Origin of the sequence: Nocardiopsis terrae (assembly GCF_014651695.1) — a bacterium.
Lineage (GTDB): Bacteria > Actinomycetota > Actinomycetes > Streptosporangiales > Streptosporangiaceae > Nocardiopsis > Nocardiopsis terrae.
Genome location: NZ_BMXJ01000003.1, coordinates 512,589 through 528,899, shown reverse-complemented (window position 1 = coordinate 528,899; position 16,311 = coordinate 512,589). Strand labels below are relative to the sequence as shown.

The 16,311-nt window shown below is 66.6% G+C and carries 11 protein-coding genes and 2 pseudogenes; 5 read left to right on the top strand and 8 right to left on the bottom strand.

Going from position 1 to position 16,311, the window contains the following annotated elements; translation table 11 throughout:
• Window positions 1-286 precede the first annotated feature (286 nt).
• Together IE195_RS10215 and IE195_RS10210 are read right to left on the bottom strand one after the other, a co-directional pair.
• The gene (locus IE195_RS10215) at window positions 287-2,902 is read right to left on the bottom strand and encodes a DEAD/DEAH box helicase (protein ID WP_191269968.1); all 2,616 of its coding nucleotides are present in this window, start codon (window positions 2,900-2,902) and stop codon (window positions 287-289) included.
• A gap of 350 nt (window positions 2,903-3,252) precedes the next feature.
• Entirely contained in the window at window positions 3,253-5,112 is a 1,860-nt protein-coding gene (locus IE195_RS10210) for an ATP-dependent nuclease (RefSeq protein WP_191269965.1), read from the bottom strand.
• Between the two features lie 231 nt (window positions 5,113-5,343).
• On the opposite strand from IE195_RS10210, the gene IE195_RS10205 reads away from it, so the two are divergent.
• The 4 genes from IE195_RS10205 to IE195_RS10190 are packed head-to-tail and all read left to right on the top strand — an operon-like array spanning window position 5,344 to window position 10,134.
• Window positions 5,344-6,111: a TnsA-like heteromeric transposase endonuclease subunit gene (locus IE195_RS10205; RefSeq protein WP_191269963.1), complete on the top strand. Its 768-nt coding sequence runs from the start codon at window positions 5,344-5,346 to the stop codon at window positions 6,109-6,111.
• Window positions 6,108-8,177, top strand: a complete 2,070-nt coding sequence (locus IE195_RS10200; protein ID WP_191269961.1) for a TnsB C-terminal domain-containing protein — start codon at window positions 6,108-6,110, stop codon at window positions 8,175-8,177. Before IE195_RS10205 ends, IE195_RS10200 begins: the two co-directional genes overlap by 4 nt.
• Window positions 8,174-9,214, top strand: coding sequence for a TniB family NTP-binding protein (locus tag IE195_RS10195; RefSeq protein ID WP_191269959.1), 1,041 nt, complete (start codon window positions 8,174-8,176; stop codon window positions 9,212-9,214). The genes IE195_RS10200 and IE195_RS10195 overlap by 4 nt, the downstream gene beginning before the upstream one ends.
• Window positions 9,211-10,134: a TniQ family protein gene (locus tag IE195_RS10190; RefSeq protein WP_225942427.1), complete on the top strand. Its 924-nt coding sequence runs from the start codon at window positions 9,211-9,213 to the stop codon at window positions 10,132-10,134. The genes IE195_RS10195 and IE195_RS10190 overlap by 4 nt, the downstream gene beginning before the upstream one ends.
• 296 nt (window positions 10,135-10,430) lie before the next feature.
• Here IE195_RS10190 and IE195_RS26140 read toward each other — a convergent pair.
• Window positions 10,431-10,619: pseudogene (locus IE195_RS26140) on the bottom strand (DUF4158 domain-containing protein); the annotation flags it as partial.
• A gap of 184 nt (window positions 10,620-10,803) precedes the next feature.
• Window positions 10,804-11,169 carry an ArsR/SmtB family transcription factor gene (locus IE195_RS10180; protein WP_191269955.1) on the bottom strand — a complete coding sequence of 122 codons (366 nt, stop codon included), beginning with the start codon at window positions 11,167-11,169 and terminating at the stop codon, window positions 10,804-10,806.
• Between the two features lie 53 nt (window positions 11,170-11,222).
• Between IE195_RS10180 and IE195_RS10175 the strand changes: the two genes are divergently transcribed.
• A complete protein-coding gene (locus tag IE195_RS10175; protein WP_191269953.1) occupies window positions 11,223-11,996 on the top strand; it encodes an SDR family NAD(P)-dependent oxidoreductase in 774 nt (257 codons plus the stop codon).
• Here IE195_RS10175 and IE195_RS10170 read toward each other — a convergent pair.
• From IE195_RS10170 to helR, 4 genes and pseudogenes are all read right to left on the bottom strand, one after another.
• Entirely contained in the window at window positions 11,989-12,207 is a 219-nt protein-coding gene (locus IE195_RS10170) for a hypothetical protein (RefSeq protein WP_191270523.1), read from the bottom strand. The genes IE195_RS10175 and IE195_RS10170 overlap by 8 nt on opposite strands.
• A 59-nt stretch (window positions 12,208-12,266) precedes the next feature.
• Window positions 12,267-12,455 (bottom strand): annotated as a pseudogene (locus tag IE195_RS26665) (transposase); the annotation flags it as partial.
• Between the two features lie 258 nt (window positions 12,456-12,713).
• The gene (locus tag IE195_RS10165) at window positions 12,714-13,418 is read right to left on the bottom strand and encodes an AAA family ATPase (protein WP_191269951.1); all 705 of its coding nucleotides are present in this window, start codon (window positions 13,416-13,418) and stop codon (window positions 12,714-12,716) included.
• A 621-nt stretch (window positions 13,419-14,039) separates the two neighbouring features.
• A complete protein-coding gene (gene helR / locus IE195_RS10160) occupies window positions 14,040-16,199 on the bottom strand; it encodes an RNA polymerase recycling motor ATPase HelR (RefSeq protein WP_191269949.1) in 2,160 nt (719 codons plus the stop codon).
• Window positions 16,200-16,311 lie beyond the last annotated feature (112 nt).

Genomic DNA, 16,311 nt, shown 5'->3' with positions numbered 1-16,311 from the left:
CGACACTCCGGCAGAGGCTTCGGATCCTTGGAGAATCGGTGCGAAGACCCGCCGACCGGCCCCGGCAACGCGGCCCGGTCCCCCCATGGTTCTTTCCGGTCTCCATGTACCGGCTTCGGCGGAGCCGACCGCAATGCCGCGGCCGGAGGCCTGTCTGCACGAGTGCAAGCGCGCTACCGACTGGAGCATCTGTCCTCGCGCTTTTGCTCTGGTGGGTGGGACCAAACGCGGACAGTTGATCCCACCCACCAGAGGAAAGGCCTGAGTGAACACTCACGCGTTGTAACTACTCTTCTGGCGTACGCCAGAGGGGATGCTGGCGGAGAGCAGGAAGCCATTGGGAGGGCAGCGCTTGGTGCTCCCGAAAGACCGCTGCGAGTGCAGCGACGGACATCGTCTGAAGATTGCGGGCTCGTGCGTCCTGCCATGCACGTGTGAGCGTGTCGAAGAGTTCAAGCACTTGGGGTGGCTGTACCCAATAGACGTTCTCCTCAGCAACATTGTATGTGCTCTCGTGCACCTTCGGCTTCGGAGAAGCAAGGACGCAAATGGAGTCACCGGGCGCCACGACGCCCTCCGTCTTCTCTGTAGTTCGCCGGTGGCCGCCAGCTTGCCGTGCCTGTTCTGCTCCGATCTCGCCAGTGTTCGTAGCCTGGTTCTTTGCTTCCCAAATCACCCACCGGGCGCTGTCAAAGATCCACACGGCATCCGGCATGGCCGCCCTGCCATCGCGGGGATCGCCGTAGCTCTTGGTCGCACCAGCGAGGCGCCCGAGATGGACCAGGCCGTCTTCGTACGAATCGGGATTCGTCTCCAGGAGGCCGGCCCTGGCTGCTAGGGCGGCTTGGAAGGCTTCGGGCTCCCACAGATCATTCGCAGCCAGGATGGAATTCATGGCTGCCTCGTCGGTCGGGTCGAGTCCTTCGACCGCAGCTGCGCTGGGTGCTACAACGGGGGCAACGCGATCGAACCACGTCGTTCCGAGGCTGTTCCGCCGCGCCTCCCTGTAGTAGGTGTCGGCGGTCCGTTGGAACTGCGCCTCCCCGGTGGCCTCGGCCAGGCGGTGGGCAACACAAAATCCTAGATAGCTCCATAGCGAACTGTACCGCTTCGGCGTTTGGGCGTTGCGGAGCTGGTCAGTGACGTTCTTGATCGAGGTAAGCGCGAAGTGGTGATCTTTAGACCAGAGGGCGTTCGCAGCGGCGACCTCGCTGCGAACGGCCTGCTGGAGTGCCGCAGCGCCGGGACCGTCTTTCCGATCGTAGGTTTCCCGATTTTGGATGATGTCATCTTCGATTTCGTTCCAATCGGGACCCTGGTCGTTGAAGATGACGAGGTTCTCCCACACGTCGTCCGACGTCTGGCCAAGGGAAGCGTCGACGCCGAGCTCCAGCTCAGCGTGAATCTCAGGGTGCATTGATGCCTGGATGTCGCGGCGGGCCAGATAAGACGTCAAGCTGCGGCCGAGGACGAGCACGGCAGCATGGTCGCGAAGGTTGCGCGTTGCCCGACCAGCGCCCTGTTGGATACGCGCACGAATACGTTCCCGTAGTACTTCTTCGGCGCCAACGGAGTCATGGAGAAACTTTTCCTGAAGGTCTCCGTTGGCTGGCAGGCCGTTGAAGACAACCAACCGGCAGTCTTCATCGGGAAGGTCAACGCCGTCGTATCGGTTCGTCAGAACCAACGCGGCGGTAGGTTGCGAGGTGAAGACAGAAAGGTCTTCCTCGACCTCCTTTGCGGTGAAGGTGCGGTAGTCCTCTGGTAGGTAGCGCTCGCAGAACTTATCCGCCACCCGGGTTTCTGGGGTAAGCACGACCACCCGTCCGGCTTGGGCAATGACTCGCTGGACGAACGATGCGACTACCGTCGTGTCGGAGGTCAGGTCACGGGCCAGTTCCGGGAAGACAAAGAACCTCCGCCCCGTACCCTCTTTGTCCCAACCTGCGGGGACGGGAATGCGGTGGATCCTGGGCCGCCCGAAGGCTCGCTCCAGTTCCCCGCCAGCGCCCAACGTGGCACTCATGTAGATGCGTTGCTTCGGGCTGTTGAAGGCGCTGTGCTGGAAGGTAGGAGCGATCAGCGGGCGGATGAGGATCTCGCGGTATGACACGTACGCCAGGCAGTCCGCCACGTGGGTCTCAAGGAACTTCCACGCGTACACGGCGTCGTCGCTGACCTTGTTTTGAGCAACAGCTTCCCGGATGACCGATTCCACATGGCCAGCACGGGCGGCGACGGCAGCAGGTGAGGCGAGATAGATCGCAGTGAGGTATTGGCCCCTTGGGTTCTCGGACTGTAGATGGGGCAGCAGGAGGGGGTCCAGAGCAGGGCTCAGTGCAGCGAGCAGGTCCTTGTAGGCGCTCTCATGCGAGCGGCGCTTAATTCTCAGGCTCCAAGGCGAAGAAACGTACCCTTCCGCCGCATGCGCATCGTCAAGGATCAGTACGTCGGCTGTGTCGATCCTCGGCCGTGAGTTGAACACGTGGCTGTAAGTACTGACGGCAACGGATCCTGCGGCCTGGTAACGCGCTAGGTCAGCCTGATCCCACTCTCTCGACGGGCCGATGAGAAGCGAGGGAGGGATTCCGTAGTCATCCAACTTCCGTGCCGTCTGAACAGCCAACTGCCGAGTAGGACAAAGATAGGCAACGCGGGATCCCTCAGTCCGGCGCAGATACTCAGCGATCAGTCCACCGACGAGGGTTTTTCCCGCCCCGGTCGGCAACTCAAGGGCGACATCGCTCTTGGCACGGAACTGCCCGTGCCAGTGCTCCATGACCTTCGCCTGATGCCCCCAGACGGAGGCAGGTCCTTGATTCCCCCGGGCCAGCAACCGGTACAGCTGCTCCGGATCACTCGGAACTCCGACCGGGTCCGCCTGCCGTCGCTTGAATCCCATGATTCCTCCCACCCTGTGCTCCGCACGGGAGAGCAAGCCCCCGCGTTGCTGCGCCCAATTCATAGCACTTCGCGCGGCTTGCGCACGGAGGATGCGCAGATCTCTCTTCGGCCCCAGGCTCGACAGGGTCGTGGCAGAGCAGGTAACTGGAGTCCTGGTCCCGTTCCAGGTCGGCCACTCACGGCTCGTGGGGGACGAGGCCGAAACGGGGGATCTGGTCGCCGAAGAGGTACTCACGCGGCACGGACACGAATGTAGGGGGCGCGAACAGGACGAACCGGCTCGTCGCCGAACCATCGTCCAGTTCACACCCCTAACACCAAGTCCTGCAGATATCCCCCATAGCCCCGTTACAGCAACCGATTTAGGCGGTCGAACAGGTCTTGGAACCGGCTACGTGTGGCCTCGTCGATCTGGTCGATCAGGTTGCCGGGCGAGCGCATTAGGTGGTTGGCCGGCTGATAGTGGTCATAACGGCCCCCGTGCCGTGCTTCGACCTGTTTGACAATGCGACCGCCACCGTTGAGCTGGGTCTTGGTGAATCGGCCTACCTTGGAGACCCGGAGAAGCTTCAGGTACCAGCTGACATCGAAGAGGTCTTCGATGTCAGCTTCGCTGGTTCCGGTGATCTCGGTCAGGTAGACCAGGTGCCCGCTCGCCAGAAGGCCGCGGTCGGCCAGACGTGAGAGTCGTTGGTTGGCTCCGGCGGCCACGTCCATCAGAACCGTGACGGATAGGTGGCTGCCGCCGAACAAGGACACGAAGGCGGGGACCTTGTCCAGTCCGCCGGCCGGTGTGACGGTCCAGCGGGGATCGAGGGGACGGCCGCCGTTGGCCCTGATCAAGTCGCTCATGATGGTCAGGTAGACCACGTCGGAAGGGCCTTCCACGAGCAGTTGGTGAGGGCCGATGACCAAGGTCTGCGTCATGTCCACACCGAGCGCGCCCAGTAGCGGATACACGGTGTCGGGCCGTGCCTTCCAGATGTCTTGGCTGATCTTCGTTCCGTCGTTGTTGACGTCCTCCACCGTCCGGCAGCGGTCGAGCTTGGTCGGTTGGATCATGAACAACGAGTGCGTGGTGTAGATGACCTGGTGGTGCGGGGCGAGTCGTTCCTCGATATAGCGCAGGAGATCGGCCTGGGCCTTGGCGTGCAGGTTCAGCCCGGGTTCGTCGAGCAGGATGATCCTCCGCTGCGCGGTGTTGGTGTACTCGGAGAACGCCACCAGGAATGAGAAGAACCAGATGAACCCCTTGGAACGGCCGCCCATGCCCAGCGTGACCCGGTGACGCTGGTTCCTGATGCGGATTTTCAGCCACGGCACCGTCCGGTGGGCGTTCTGCGGGGTTGGCTCCGTGCGGTAGTCGATGTCCAACTCCACGAGCAGGTCTTGGTTCTGATGCCAGTACTCGAAGAGCTGGTCGGTCAGCTCGTTGGCGGCAGCCTCAAGTGCTGCCTTGCGGCTCTCGTACTCGTCCTCGGTGAACTCGGCGGTGTCCACGCCGGCCAAACGCAGCAGGGCCAGCGCGGTGCGCTCCTCGGGTTCTAGTTTGTCCTCGTCGACCTTTTGCAACCGCTCGATCGACACCTCGTCGGGTAGGACGTTGTACTCATCGAAGTACTGGAAGTGCGGCGACCGTGCGTGGAGGACCTTGCGGATCTCCGCCTCCAGGTCCCGTTCGTCGAGATCTTGCGCCAGGGAGACCGCCGCCTCAGCATCTTGGTCGGCGCGTAGGGCGGCGACGAACTCTTCCTTGGTCGTGGCGGGGTAGCGGTCTGCGCTCAGCCCGGCCCTGTCGGCCAGGTGTCTTGCTGCGGCCAGCTCATCGGTTGAGAAGTTGTAGAACACACTGTCAGAGCCGTACTGTCTGCTCACCTGGACGGTAGCTCCCTTGAGAGCCTGGGGCCCGAATCGGTCAGCGACGGCATCCACGTCGGCTTTCTCCAACTCGAACCTGGCCCTGATCGGGGTTGTTCCGGGAATAGAGTCCCTGTCCCGGGAGCGGTAGCGGCGAGGGTAGTCGTGCAGTTCGTTGAACCCGGTGGTATGGCCGCTGGAGAGGGGCTGGATTCGGTAGAGGGCTTCAAGGGCAGCGGTCTTGCCCGACTCGTTCTTGCCGACTAGAGCCGTGACGTCACCAGCGAGGTCGAACTCTGTGGAGTCGGTGATGCTCTTGTACTTGGTGACATGAGCGGACAGCAAACGCATCGACGTCCTCATCTCTCTGCTTTGCCTAAGACCTGGTCAAGGGCACATCATGCTATTCCATGAGACCAGGGTCACACTGGCAGATGCCGCCAGCCCTTGCAGTCCGGCCCTGGCGCGACGAAGCGTCTTGTCGCTGGCCCCATGGGAGAACATCCCCTGGATTTGGCGGTTTCTCGGGTGGACCGGCGAGTGGTGTGGCAGGTTGTCAGATGATTTGGCGAGGAGGGGCCCATGGGCGATGGCCTGCACCTGCTGACCGGAGGTGCACCAAACGACCCTCGCGGAATGGAGATCGGTTTTGTCGACGCTGACGGCCGCGAGCACCGAATGCCGCTGGCCGCGGCGGCGGATGTGCCATTCGAGCAGGTCCGGCCGGTCCGGGCGTTCCCGACCTTCAAAGGGCAGCGCAACTTCCCCGGCTGGTATTACGCAGCCACCACGCAGGGACACATCGCCTTCGAGTCCTGGCTGGAGCGCGATCACCTGATGTGCCTGGACTTCGACCCCGACGTGCACGCCATCGCCGCGCAGCCGTTCTGGCTGTTCTGGGCCACTGAACACGGACTCAGACGCTCACACGCCCCTGACCTGCTCGCCCGTCGGGCGGACGGCTCGGCGCTGGTCGTGGACTCGCGGCCCGCCGAACGGATCAGGCCGCGAGACCAACGGGCGTTCGAGGCTACACGCCAGGCGTGTTCGGAGCTGGGGTGGGACTACCGGGTGTGGGGTCAGGTCGATCCGGTGTTCATGGCGAACATGCGTTGGCTAGCGGGATACCGCCACGAGCGCTGCTACAACGCCACGGTCGCGGACCGGCTCAGGAGCGTTTTCACTGACCAGGAGGTCCCTCTCACACAGGGCGCGGTACAGGCGGGTGAGCCTCTGCGCACCCTGCCGGTGCTGTTCCATCTGATGTGGCGCCGCGAACTGGTGGCGGATCTGTCGCTGCTGTTGGGAGAGCACACACCCGTGAGCGTGGCGAGGGGAGCCACTCGGTGAACACTCTGGGGGTGTTGCGGGTCGGTGACCGCGTTGTTTTCAGGGGCGATGAGCACACGGTGGTCGCGCTCGCCGGAACATCGGTCCGGTTAGTGGCAGCGTCCGGACGGCACTCGGTGGTGCTCCTGCCCTATCTGCTGTCGGCTGTCGACTTCGCGGTGATCGGAGTGCGGTCACCAGAGGGCTTCGCCCCTTTGGGGTTGTTGGACGGTGTTCCAGCCGAGGTGGCTGAGCGGGCCCGGTTGTGGGAGCGCCACCTCATCGAGGTGGAGAGCGGACACATGCCCGACTCCGACAGCAATGCCGCGCCCCGACCGGAGTACGACACTGCCCACACCACCTTGGCCCAACGCGAGGCAGCCAAGGCCCGGGAACTCACGGCCTTGGGGGTCGACTGCAAGCAGCGCACGGTCCAGCGGATGCGCCGGCGCTACCGCGAACAAGGCGTGTGGGGGCTGGTCGATCAGCGCTTAGTCGGTCGCAACCGCCCTACGGGCAACATCGATGAGCGTGTGGTTACCGCAACGGTGCACGTGATCGAGGCTCAGACACCGGCCTCCACCGGGACCAAAGCGCGGGTGATGGGCCAGGTGCGCCGCAGGGTGGAGGAAGAGCATGGGGCCGGTGTGGTGCCAATGCCCTCGACCTCGACGTTCTACCGGTTGCTGGACGTGTTGTCCGTGGGCCGCCACACTTTCGGGTCGGCAGCCACTCGCCGTTCTTCGGCCAACCGCCCCACCCGACCGTTCACCCCGACCACGGCCGCTCGTCCGGGCGAGCAGGTCCAGATCGACACCACGCCCTTGGACGTGATGACGGTGATGGACGACGGCGTGGTCGGCAGAGCCGAGCTGACCATCGCGGTTGACGTCGCCACACGCACCATCTGCGCCGCGCTCCTTCACCCGGCGCGACCCAAGGCGGTGGACGCCTCGCTTCTGCTGGCCCGGATGCTGGTGCCCGAGCCGATGCGGCCCGGCTGGTCCGAGGCGCTGAGGATGTCGGCCTCGCGCATCCCGCACACCCGACTGATGAGTGTCGACCAGCGGATGGAACATGCTGCGGCCAAACCGGTGATCGCCCCGGAGACCATCGTAATCGACCACGGCAAGGTCTTCGTCTCCGAGACGTTCCTGCGCGCCTGCCAGAGCCTGGGGATCTCGGTCCAGCCCGCGCACCCGGGGACCCCGACCGACAAGAGCGTGGTGGAGCGCACCTTCTCCTCGATCAACACGCTGTTCTGCCAGCACGTGACCGGATACACCGGCCGGGATGTCACCCGCCGCGGCGCCCGCGTCGATGCGGACACAGTGTGGAACGTGGCCGATTTACAGGACCTGCTGGATGAGTGGGTGGTGGCCGGATGGCAGGTGCGCCCCCACGAGGGCCTGCGCCACCCATATGCGCCTGAGCGAATCCTGTCACCCAACGATGCCTATGCGGCGCTGGTCGCGGCCGCTGGGCACGTCCCGGTCGTGTTGGACCGCGACGCCTACATCGAAATGCTGCCCGCAGTGTGGCGATCCATCAACGATTACGGCGTGCAGATCGACTACCGCACCTACGACAGCGCTGAACTTAACCCCTACCGGCGCCAACCCTCGCCGATGAGCGCCAAGTCCGGCAAGTGGGAGATCCACTATGACCCCTACGACCTGAGCCGAGTTTGGGTACGCGACCATCACCGGGACCAGGGCTGGATCGAGGCACCCTGGGTCCACCAGGGGCTGGTCAACCGGCCCTTCGCCGACTTCACATGGCGCTATGCGCGCAGGCTCGCCACCCAGCGCGGAGTCGACACCACCAACGAGACCTCTTTGGCCGTGGTACTGGCCGCACTGCTCCGCCGCTGCGAGGACGGCCCAGGCCCCGACCAAGCCGCCACCGCTCGGGCCAGGGCCTCCACCGATATGCCCCAACGCCCACGCGTTCCACCGCCCACGCCACAGGACCTGGATGAGGAAACCCGAGACGACGGGGACGGGGCCGAACAGGAAGTGGAGACCGTAGCCAAGGTCATCCCGTTCGAGGAGTTCAACCCCTTCGAGGAAGGAGACGCCTGGTGAGCGTAGGAAACGAGGTCGGCACCCACTTCCCGCTGACGACCAGGGAAGGGTGGGACGCCTTCGCCACCGCCGCCTTGCGACCAACGCCGACACTGCTGCCCGAGCAGGATTTCCAGCGTCTGGACTCCACCGAGCGAGCCGTTTACAACGAGACGCGCCTGGTCACGGTCACCACTCCCACGATGCGCTCCATTGTCACGACTGGCAAGCAGTTGCTGGTGATCAACCGACACCAGATCTCCGCCCGACGCGGCCTCATCGTCACCGGAGCCCCAGGAACCGGGAAGACGACCGCGATCACCCAGTTCGGCAAGGCCCACCACTACAGCGTACGCCGCCGCCTCCCCAACGGGGCCGGCCGCATGCCGGTCGTGTACGTGACGGTCCCACCAGCTGCCACCCCCAAGATCCTGGCAGTGGAATTTGCTCGCTTCCTTGGGCTGCCGGTCAACACGCGCCACAGCCAGGTGGAGATCACCAACGCAGTCTGCTCGGTGCTGTGCGAGCTGGGCTGTGACCTGGTCATCGTGGACGAGATTCACAACCTCAACCTGGCAACCCGTTCCGGAGCCGAAGCCTCCGACCAACTCAAGTACCTGTCCGAGCGGATCCCGGCCACGTTCATCTACGCCGGGATCGACGTCGAGTACGCTGGTCTATTCGCCGGTCCACGCGGGCGACAGATCGCCGGACGCTTCGTCACCCAGCTCACCGAACCCTTCCGCCACTCCACCCCGCAACATCGCCGCGACTGGCAAGCCTTGGTGGCCAGACTCGAACACTCCCTGTGCCTGCACCACCACCGCGACGGCACACTCCTCGGGCAGGCCGCCTACCTTCATGATCGCTCCGCGGGCATGATCGGCAGCCTCACACACCTGATCAGAGCCGCCGCCAGTCAGGCGATCCATGATGGCAGCGAACGCATCACCAAATCTCTCCTGGAAGGCATCCCCGTGGACACCGCGGCCCAAGCCGCGACCCCGCCCAGGAGGCGCAGCCCCAAGCGGGTGAGCAACCGCAAGGCAGCCGGATGAAGGCATGGCAGACACCACCGCGCGCTCTACCCATCACCGTGCGCCCGATGGGCAACGAGAGCGTCCTCTCCTACGTCTACCGACTCGCCGAGGCCAACCACCTCCGCTACCCCACGCTGTTTCGACACATCGCACCATGTACTCCCGGCAAACACTGGCTTCCGCGCACTGAGGCCTACCTCAACGCCGCAGCCGTCCAACGGCTCGCCGTGTTGTGCGGACACAGCCCGCAAGGTCTGGCCCGCGCCCTTCCTCTGTTCCGTATCCCCTTCGCCCACGACCCCAGCACCGTCACAGACCAGCCCCAACTGTGGTCGCGCAAGTTCAGTCCGCAGCGGGCATGTCGGCGCTGCACCCTCCAGATCGGATGGACTGGCGTCATCTTGCTGCACAACGCCGCGACCCGCCGCGTCTGCGAGCGCCACGGCATGTGGACGTACTGGGAACACCACGATCTCGCGACGACCCCCGAAGTCGTCAAGGCCCACCGGCAGTTCCGCAAGCTCATCGGGACACGCCCCCACATCCTGTTTTGGTACCGGAGAGCCCGCCACATCATGAAGAGCGGCAAGGTACGAGAGCGGGGCTTCCCCAACGTTTTGCGGTGGAGAGAACGTGCGGCGCGCCTGGAGGTCCCCGGACCCGGCAGCGCTTTGACGTTCCGACGTTTGGAACTCATCCGGTTTCCCGAAACCGTGGCCCTTACCCGATTCCTCACTGACCCCACGTGGGGGTGCCCTCCGAAAACGTTTGGCCCGGTGCCCCGCTCGTACCTCACGGCAGCGAGTGAGCACACCGGGATCGAGCTGTTCACGCTCTGGTACCTCCTGATCCAAGAGCGCGCTGAGCAGGCCAAGCGCGATGGGTCAGGAAATCGCCAGTTCAGACGAGAAGAACACTCACTGTTCTTTCCCAGGTGAACTGGCGAGCCCGAGTTCAGAGGGCATCTCACTCGCCACTTCAAATGAGAACGGACAGTTGCTGTGGGCCCCTGGAACCGCCATGCGGCCGCCACGCCGTGGTGCACGCTCTGGCCAAGCACAGAAGCCGGAAGTGACTCATCCATCGGAACCACCGGTGTGAGAACCTCCCGGCCACCTACCGGGTGGGGCGTCCAGCCGGGCCGGGGGCGAGACGCCCCGGAGGAGCACCGCGCGGCGGCGCAGCCAGGACACCGCGCAGTCGAAGAGCGCGCCTTGGGGCCGGCGGTGGTGGTCCGCACCTGGGCTTGCAGCCACGCCCGTAGCTCGTCCTGCCTGGCGGCGAAGTCCTCGAACCCGCATGCGTCGCGGATCTCCCAGGCATGTTCGAGCCGCGTCCTCTCCCGGGCGGCGTAGTCGTTCAGGCAGGCGGGGTCGTCCAGGTGGAAGAAGCGGTCCAGGTGCGTGCGAGGGCGGATCGGCATAGCGGCCGCAGCGGGCCGCTCGCTCATCAGTGAGGAACCCAACCGCATGCCCCCAGAAGCTACGAGTAGGAGGGAAGGGCTCAGCGCCGGATCCTGCCCGCTTGTTCCTCAGCCCCGAGGCACCGTGTGACCGGTGTCGAGTCTCCTCTGCAGCTCGATGCCAGCGGTGCACCCGCACCAGGTGTCAGCGGCAAGCGCCCGTGGAGTCGGCGCCGGGTGCGAGGTGGACGCCGCCGCCCACGTCCTCGGCGTCGGCCGCCCCCAGCAGAGCCTCGACCAGCCCGGGGAAGCGCTCGTCCAGGTCCTGGCGGCGCAGCGTGACGAAGCAACGGGTGCCCTCCTGGCGGGTGCGGGTCACCCCCGCATCGCGCAGGACCCGCAGGTGGTGGCTGAGCGTCGACTTGGCCACCGGCGCCCGCAACTCCCCCCAACCGCGCTCGGCGCCGTCGGCGAGCACCCGCACGAGCCCGATCCGCAACGGGTCGCTGAGCGCCGCCATCGTCTCGGGCAACGACAGTTCCTCGGTCGCCGGGTGGTGTGCGTGTCTCATGAGCCCATGCTAGCTTGTTCGATATTCGACGAACAACGAACAAAGGGGTCGGGTTGACCGAGCCGCAACACCACCAACACACTGACCTCGACGGCCGGGTCGCCATCGTCACCGGCGCCGGATCGGGCATCGGCCGCGCCACCGCGATCGCCATGGCCCGCGCCGGAGCCCGCGTCCTGGGGGTGGGCCGGCGCCACGAAGCGCTTCAGGCCACCGCCTCCCACCACCCCGGCATCGCCGTCCACCCCGCCGACCTGCGCGCCCCCGACGCCCCCGCCCGGGTGGCCCAGGCCGCGACGCAACGGTGGGGCCGCATCGACGTGCTCGTCAACAACGCCGGTGCCACCGCGATGATGCCGCTGGCCGAAACCGATGCGGACCGCATCGCCGCGCTGTTCGCGCTCAACGTCACCGCCCCCAGCCTCCTGGCCGCCGCGGCCCTGCCGCACCTGCGCGAACAGAAGGGAACGATCGTCAACATCTCCAGCACCTATGGGCACCGGCCGCTGCCCGGCGCCGCCCACTACGCGGCCTCCAAGGCCGCCATCGAGCAGTTGACCCGCTGCTGGGCGCTGGAACTGGCCCCGGAGGGGGTACGGGTCAATGCCCTGGCGCCGGGCCCCACCGAAAGCGAGGCGCTGTCAGCAGCCGGGCTCACCGAGGCCGGTGTGGCCCGCATCAAGGAGAGCGAGGCCGCGCAGATCCCGCTGGGCCGCCGCGGTGAACCCGAGGAGGTCGCCCAGTGGGTGCTGCGGCTCGCCGACCCGGGCACGACCTGGCTCACCGGGCAGGTCCTCACCATTGACGGCGGCCTCGAACTCACCTGATCCCGGGGCCGCGCCCCAGGGGCCTGTGTGCAGGGGGCGCGACCTCTCTGGTCTGCCTGAGCAGGTCGAGGGCCCGCTCCACGGTGTTGCGGTCGCGGTGGGCCACCTGGTCGAAGGCCGGGGCCCACCGCCCGCCGCCCCCCTTGCCTCGGTGGTGCTCACGCTGGTCGCAGGGTTGGGGGATCGTCGCCCTGATCTTGCGTTTGCGCATGTGGTCCTGGTTGGCGCGGCTGGAGCAGGCCTTGTCTTCCCGGAGTCGGTCCGGGCGGCTGCGGTCTCCCAGGGGCCGTAGCGTTCGGGTACCTCACGCCAGGGGATAGCCGGTGCCGGGTGCGGAAGCAGGATCGCGTTGATGATGCATCGGTGGTCAGCCCGCTTCTTGCCTTCGGACGCGTCGTCGGGCAGGAGCGGGGCGAGCAGGGCCCACTCGGCATCGGTGAGTTCATGACGGCCGGGCACGTTCACAGCCCGCCAGGGCGGGTCCTGCTCCGCTCCCACCCCCGAAGAACAGTCCCTGGCCCCAGGCGCGTCGCCAGCCTCACACCGACCGCGCGGTCACCCGCAGATCCCTGGCGGTGGTCCCGCTCCTGTCACCACGGGTGAAGAGCCCGGCCGCCCGTAGCCGCCCCCGTTTTTCGTCGCTGTTGCTCCTGGGGCGCCGACCCGTTCCCCTGGCGCGTATCTCATGGGACGTCGTGCCGCCGTGACCAGCCAGTGTCACTGGGTATCGGACATCACGAGTTCAAACTGGGTAGGGGGCGACTCCATCGCGGTGGGCAGGGGACCACGGGTATTCGTACAGGGGCCGAATCGGATCCAGGCCAGCTCCCGGGCCCGACGCCGGTCGAGTGCGAGCAGACTGCGCGCGCCCGGCGCGAACGCCGCCGGACCATTCCGGGTGGCCGCGCGCAGCCGTCGCCAGCGCCGCGAATGCGCCCGGTGGCTGCGCTCGGTCACCCGCCGCCCCCGGGCGTTCTGCCCGCTCCGGGCCTCCTGCGGGGTGGCGTCGATCATCAGCACATGCACCTCGTACCGGCGGAGTAGGCAGAGCAGGGCGAGCAGCACGCGGATCGGGCGCCGGGTCCCGCACTCGTGCACCACCACCGGGCCGCCGCGCAGCGCCGCGGCCACCTGGGCCAGGTGCAGCACATGCACCACCCAGCGCCACAAGGGGTAGGGGACCCGGGCGAGCAGCGGTCCCAGCTGGTACCGCGACTGCAGCGAGTCGATCACCCGCACACCGTCCGCGGTGAGCACGGGGCGTTCCTCGTCCCCGTGGAGACCGAACAGCCGCCGCAGCAGGGTGCTCTTCCCAGCCCCGGGTACCCCGGCGACCAGAATCAGGGACCGCCGAGGGTAGACCGCTCCGCGCACCATCGCGTCATTCATCGTGGGCACATACCGCGCCAGACCCTGGAACATCTTTGGTAGCTCCTCAACGACTCCAGCACCGCCCACTGAGCGTCTGTCAGATCTCTCCGAGCCACGAGACATGATCATCGTATGACCTTGATCCACTCACGAAACACGCCCTGGCCGACGATCGGGGCGTTTCCTGCCGGGCGTGAACGCCCGTGCTGCCACGCCCAACAAACAGGTGAAGACATGATCTCTCCAGACCTGACACGGGGCTGGTCGCGCGCGGCCTCGAACGCCGTATGAGCGGGCGCGCACGGACGGCCCGGCAGAGCCGATCCCGGGTTCGGCCTGGAGGCGGGTGAAAGCAGGTGTCACGTTCAAAGAGCAGTCGGGGTCACGCGGCTTGTTCTCTGCGCTCACCGCGCAGGGGAGAACCGTTCGACCAGCGTCGGTGCCCTGGACCAGTGTGTCGACAGCACCGACATCCTCACCCGCCCCGAAGGGCGCGCCACCGCCCGTGCCGTGATCACCGGACCGGAACCGTGGTGAGCCCTGTTCCGGTCCGGCTGCCTGGAGGCTTCACCCGGTTTCCTGGTGTCGGGGGCGTGAACCGCCACGGGTTCCGCTTCGGCCGGGACCGTTCCCGCCGCCCCGGGTCCGACAACCTTGGGCAACTGGTCGTCCTCACCCGCTGGTGAGGACGACCAGTTGCCAGGTGGCCCGGGTCATCGCCACGTAGCGGTCCACCGCTCCCTCGGTCCCCCTGCCGAACTCCTGCGGATCCACCAGGACCACCAGGTCGAACTCCAGGCCCTTGACCAGGTTCGGGGTCGACGACCGCACGCGCGGCCCCGCCTCGAAGGAGGGGTCACCGACCACACAGGCCACTCCTTCGGTGTTCTGGGCCAACCATTCCGCGATGACCGCGCCCAGGTCCGTGACGCTCCCGTGAGTCACGGGGATGCCGCTGCTGCGGATCGAGGTCGGCACGTTGGCGTCGGCGAGCACCTCCCGGATCACTGGTTCGGCCTGTGCCATCACCTCCTGCGGCGTCCGGTAGTTCACGCTCAGAGGGGCCAGTTCGACCCGGTCGAACCCGACCCGCTCCAGCCGCTGCGACCACGATTCGGTGAAGCCGTGCCGGGCCTGGGCTCGGTCCCCGACAATGGTGAAACTGCGGGAGGGGCAGCGCAGCAGCAACATCTGCCACTGAGCGTCGGTCAGCTCCTGGGCCTCGTCCACGACGATGTGCGCGAACGGGCCGGCCAACACGTCCGTTTCGGTGCCCGGCAGGGCTGACTCGTCGACCAGGCTCTCGCGCAGGTCCTGGCCGTGCAGCATCGTCACCAGCCCCTCGCCGTCGTCGTCGGCCTGGAGCAGGTTGTCGATGACGTGGGACATGCGTTCGCGTTCCACGGCTGCGGAGGCCGCGCGGTGGTGCCTGTGGCTTGCGGCCTTCGGGTCGCCCAACCGCTGGCGTGCCGCGTCCAGTAGCGGCAGGTCCTGCACCGTCCAGGCCTGGGCGTCCTGGCGTTGCAGTCTGTGGATCTCCTGCGGGCTGAGCCAGGGCGCGCACCTGCGTAGGTAGGCGGGTACCGACCACAGGTCCCCGACCAGGTCCTCCGCCTCGATCAGCGGCCATGCCCGGTACAGGGCCCCGATCAGTTCCGTGTTGCGTAGCAGTGACCTGCGGACCAGGTCGGGCGGTATCTCGTCATCGTCGTGGCCGCCGTACTTGTCCACCAGGATCGTGACCAGTTCCTCCAGGAGTTGGTCACGTGCTTCGTTGTGCGCGGTCCCCGTGTCCAGTGCGTCGAAGGCCTCGGCCCAGTCCTCGGCGCCCAACCACAGGTCGAACCAGTCCGTGGAGACCGTCATCCCCCGGGTGGGCGGTTGCTCGTAGAACCTGACGGCTTCCTCGACCGCCCCGACCAGGTCTGCCGAGGACTTCAACCGTGCGGCGCCCGGGTCGGTTTCGGCCACCGCCTCGGCGCCCTGCGGAACCAGGTCCCGCAGGGTGCAGGTGTGCACCCCTTCCTCTCCCAGGCTGGGCAGGACGTCGGCGACATAGGCCAGGTAGGGCTGGTGTGGTCCCACGAACAGCACGCCGCCCCGGCGGTGGCTCAGGCGGGGGTCGGAGTAGAGGAGGTGGGCGGTGCGGTGCAGGGCGACGACGGTCTTTCCCGTTCCCGGGCCGCCGTCGACGACCAGGGCTCCGGCCGAGCCGGCACGGATGATGGCGTCCTGGTCGGCCTGGATGGTGCCCAGCACGTCGCGCATCCGGTCCGACCTGCTACTGCCCAGGCTGGCGATGAAGGCTGACTGGTCGTCGAGTGCGGCGTGCCCTTCGAGTCCCTGCTCGGTGAACACCTCGTCCCAGTAGTCACTGATGCGTCCGTGTGTCCAGCGGTACCTGCGGCGGCTCCTCAGCCCCATCGGGTTGGCGTGGGTGGCTGCGAAGAACGGTTCGGCGGCGGGGGAGCGCCAGTCGATCAACAGTCGGCGCCCCTGACCGTCGGTGAGGCCGAGCCGTCCGACGTAGACGGGTTCGGGGTGGTCCTCGCTGATGATGTGGCCCAGGCACAGGTCCAGGCCGAAGCGGCGCAGGGTGCGCAGCCGGGCACTCATCCGGTGGACCTGCAGGTCCCGTTCCAGGACCTCCCGGCCGGTGCCGCGGGGAGCGCGTCGTTCGGCGGCCAGGCGCTCGGTCAGGTCGGTGACCGAGTCCTGGAGGCTGTTCGCGATGGTTGCGAAGTGCTGATCGTCGTTGGCGATCAGGGCCGGATCGGCTTTGGCGGAGAGGTGGTCCGGAAGGGCGAACGCGCTGTTCATCAGTGGTTTCATGTCGTCTTGCGACTGGTGTGTTCTGGTCACGGACGACGATTGTGCGGCATGCCCCGGGTCTTGCCGCAAGCCCCGGGGGGCGCTATAAGTTAAGAGTGGCGGGGAGTGTCCA

Coding starts and splice junctions, on each gene's coding strand:
- IE195_RS10170 (WP_191270523.1), bottom strand. CDS start 12,207: ATGCGCAAACGCAAGATCAGGGCGACGATCCCCCAACCCTGCGACCAG.
- IE195_RS10205 (WP_191269963.1), top strand. CDS start 5,344: ATGGGCGATGGCCTGCACCTGCTGACCGGAGGTGCACCAAACGACCCT.
- IE195_RS10165 (WP_191269951.1), bottom strand. CDS start 13,418: ATGTTCCAGGGTCTGGCGCGGTATGTGCCCACGATGAATGACGCGATG.
- IE195_RS10190 (WP_225942427.1), top strand. CDS start 9,211: ATGAAGGCATGGCAGACACCACCGCGCGCTCTACCCATCACCGTGCGC.
- IE195_RS10210 (WP_191269965.1), bottom strand. CDS start 5,112: ATGCGTTTGCTGTCCGCTCATGTCACCAAGTACAAGAGCATCACCGAC.
- IE195_RS10180 (WP_191269955.1), bottom strand. CDS start 11,169: ATGAGACACGCACACCACCCGGCGACCGAGGAACTGTCGTTGCCCGAG.
- helR (WP_191269949.1), bottom strand. CDS start 16,199: ATGAAACCACTGATGAACAGCGCGTTCGCCCTTCCGGACCACCTCTCC.
- IE195_RS10215 (WP_191269968.1), bottom strand. CDS start 2,902: ATGGGATTCAAGCGACGGCAGGCGGACCCGGTCGGAGTTCCGAGTGAT.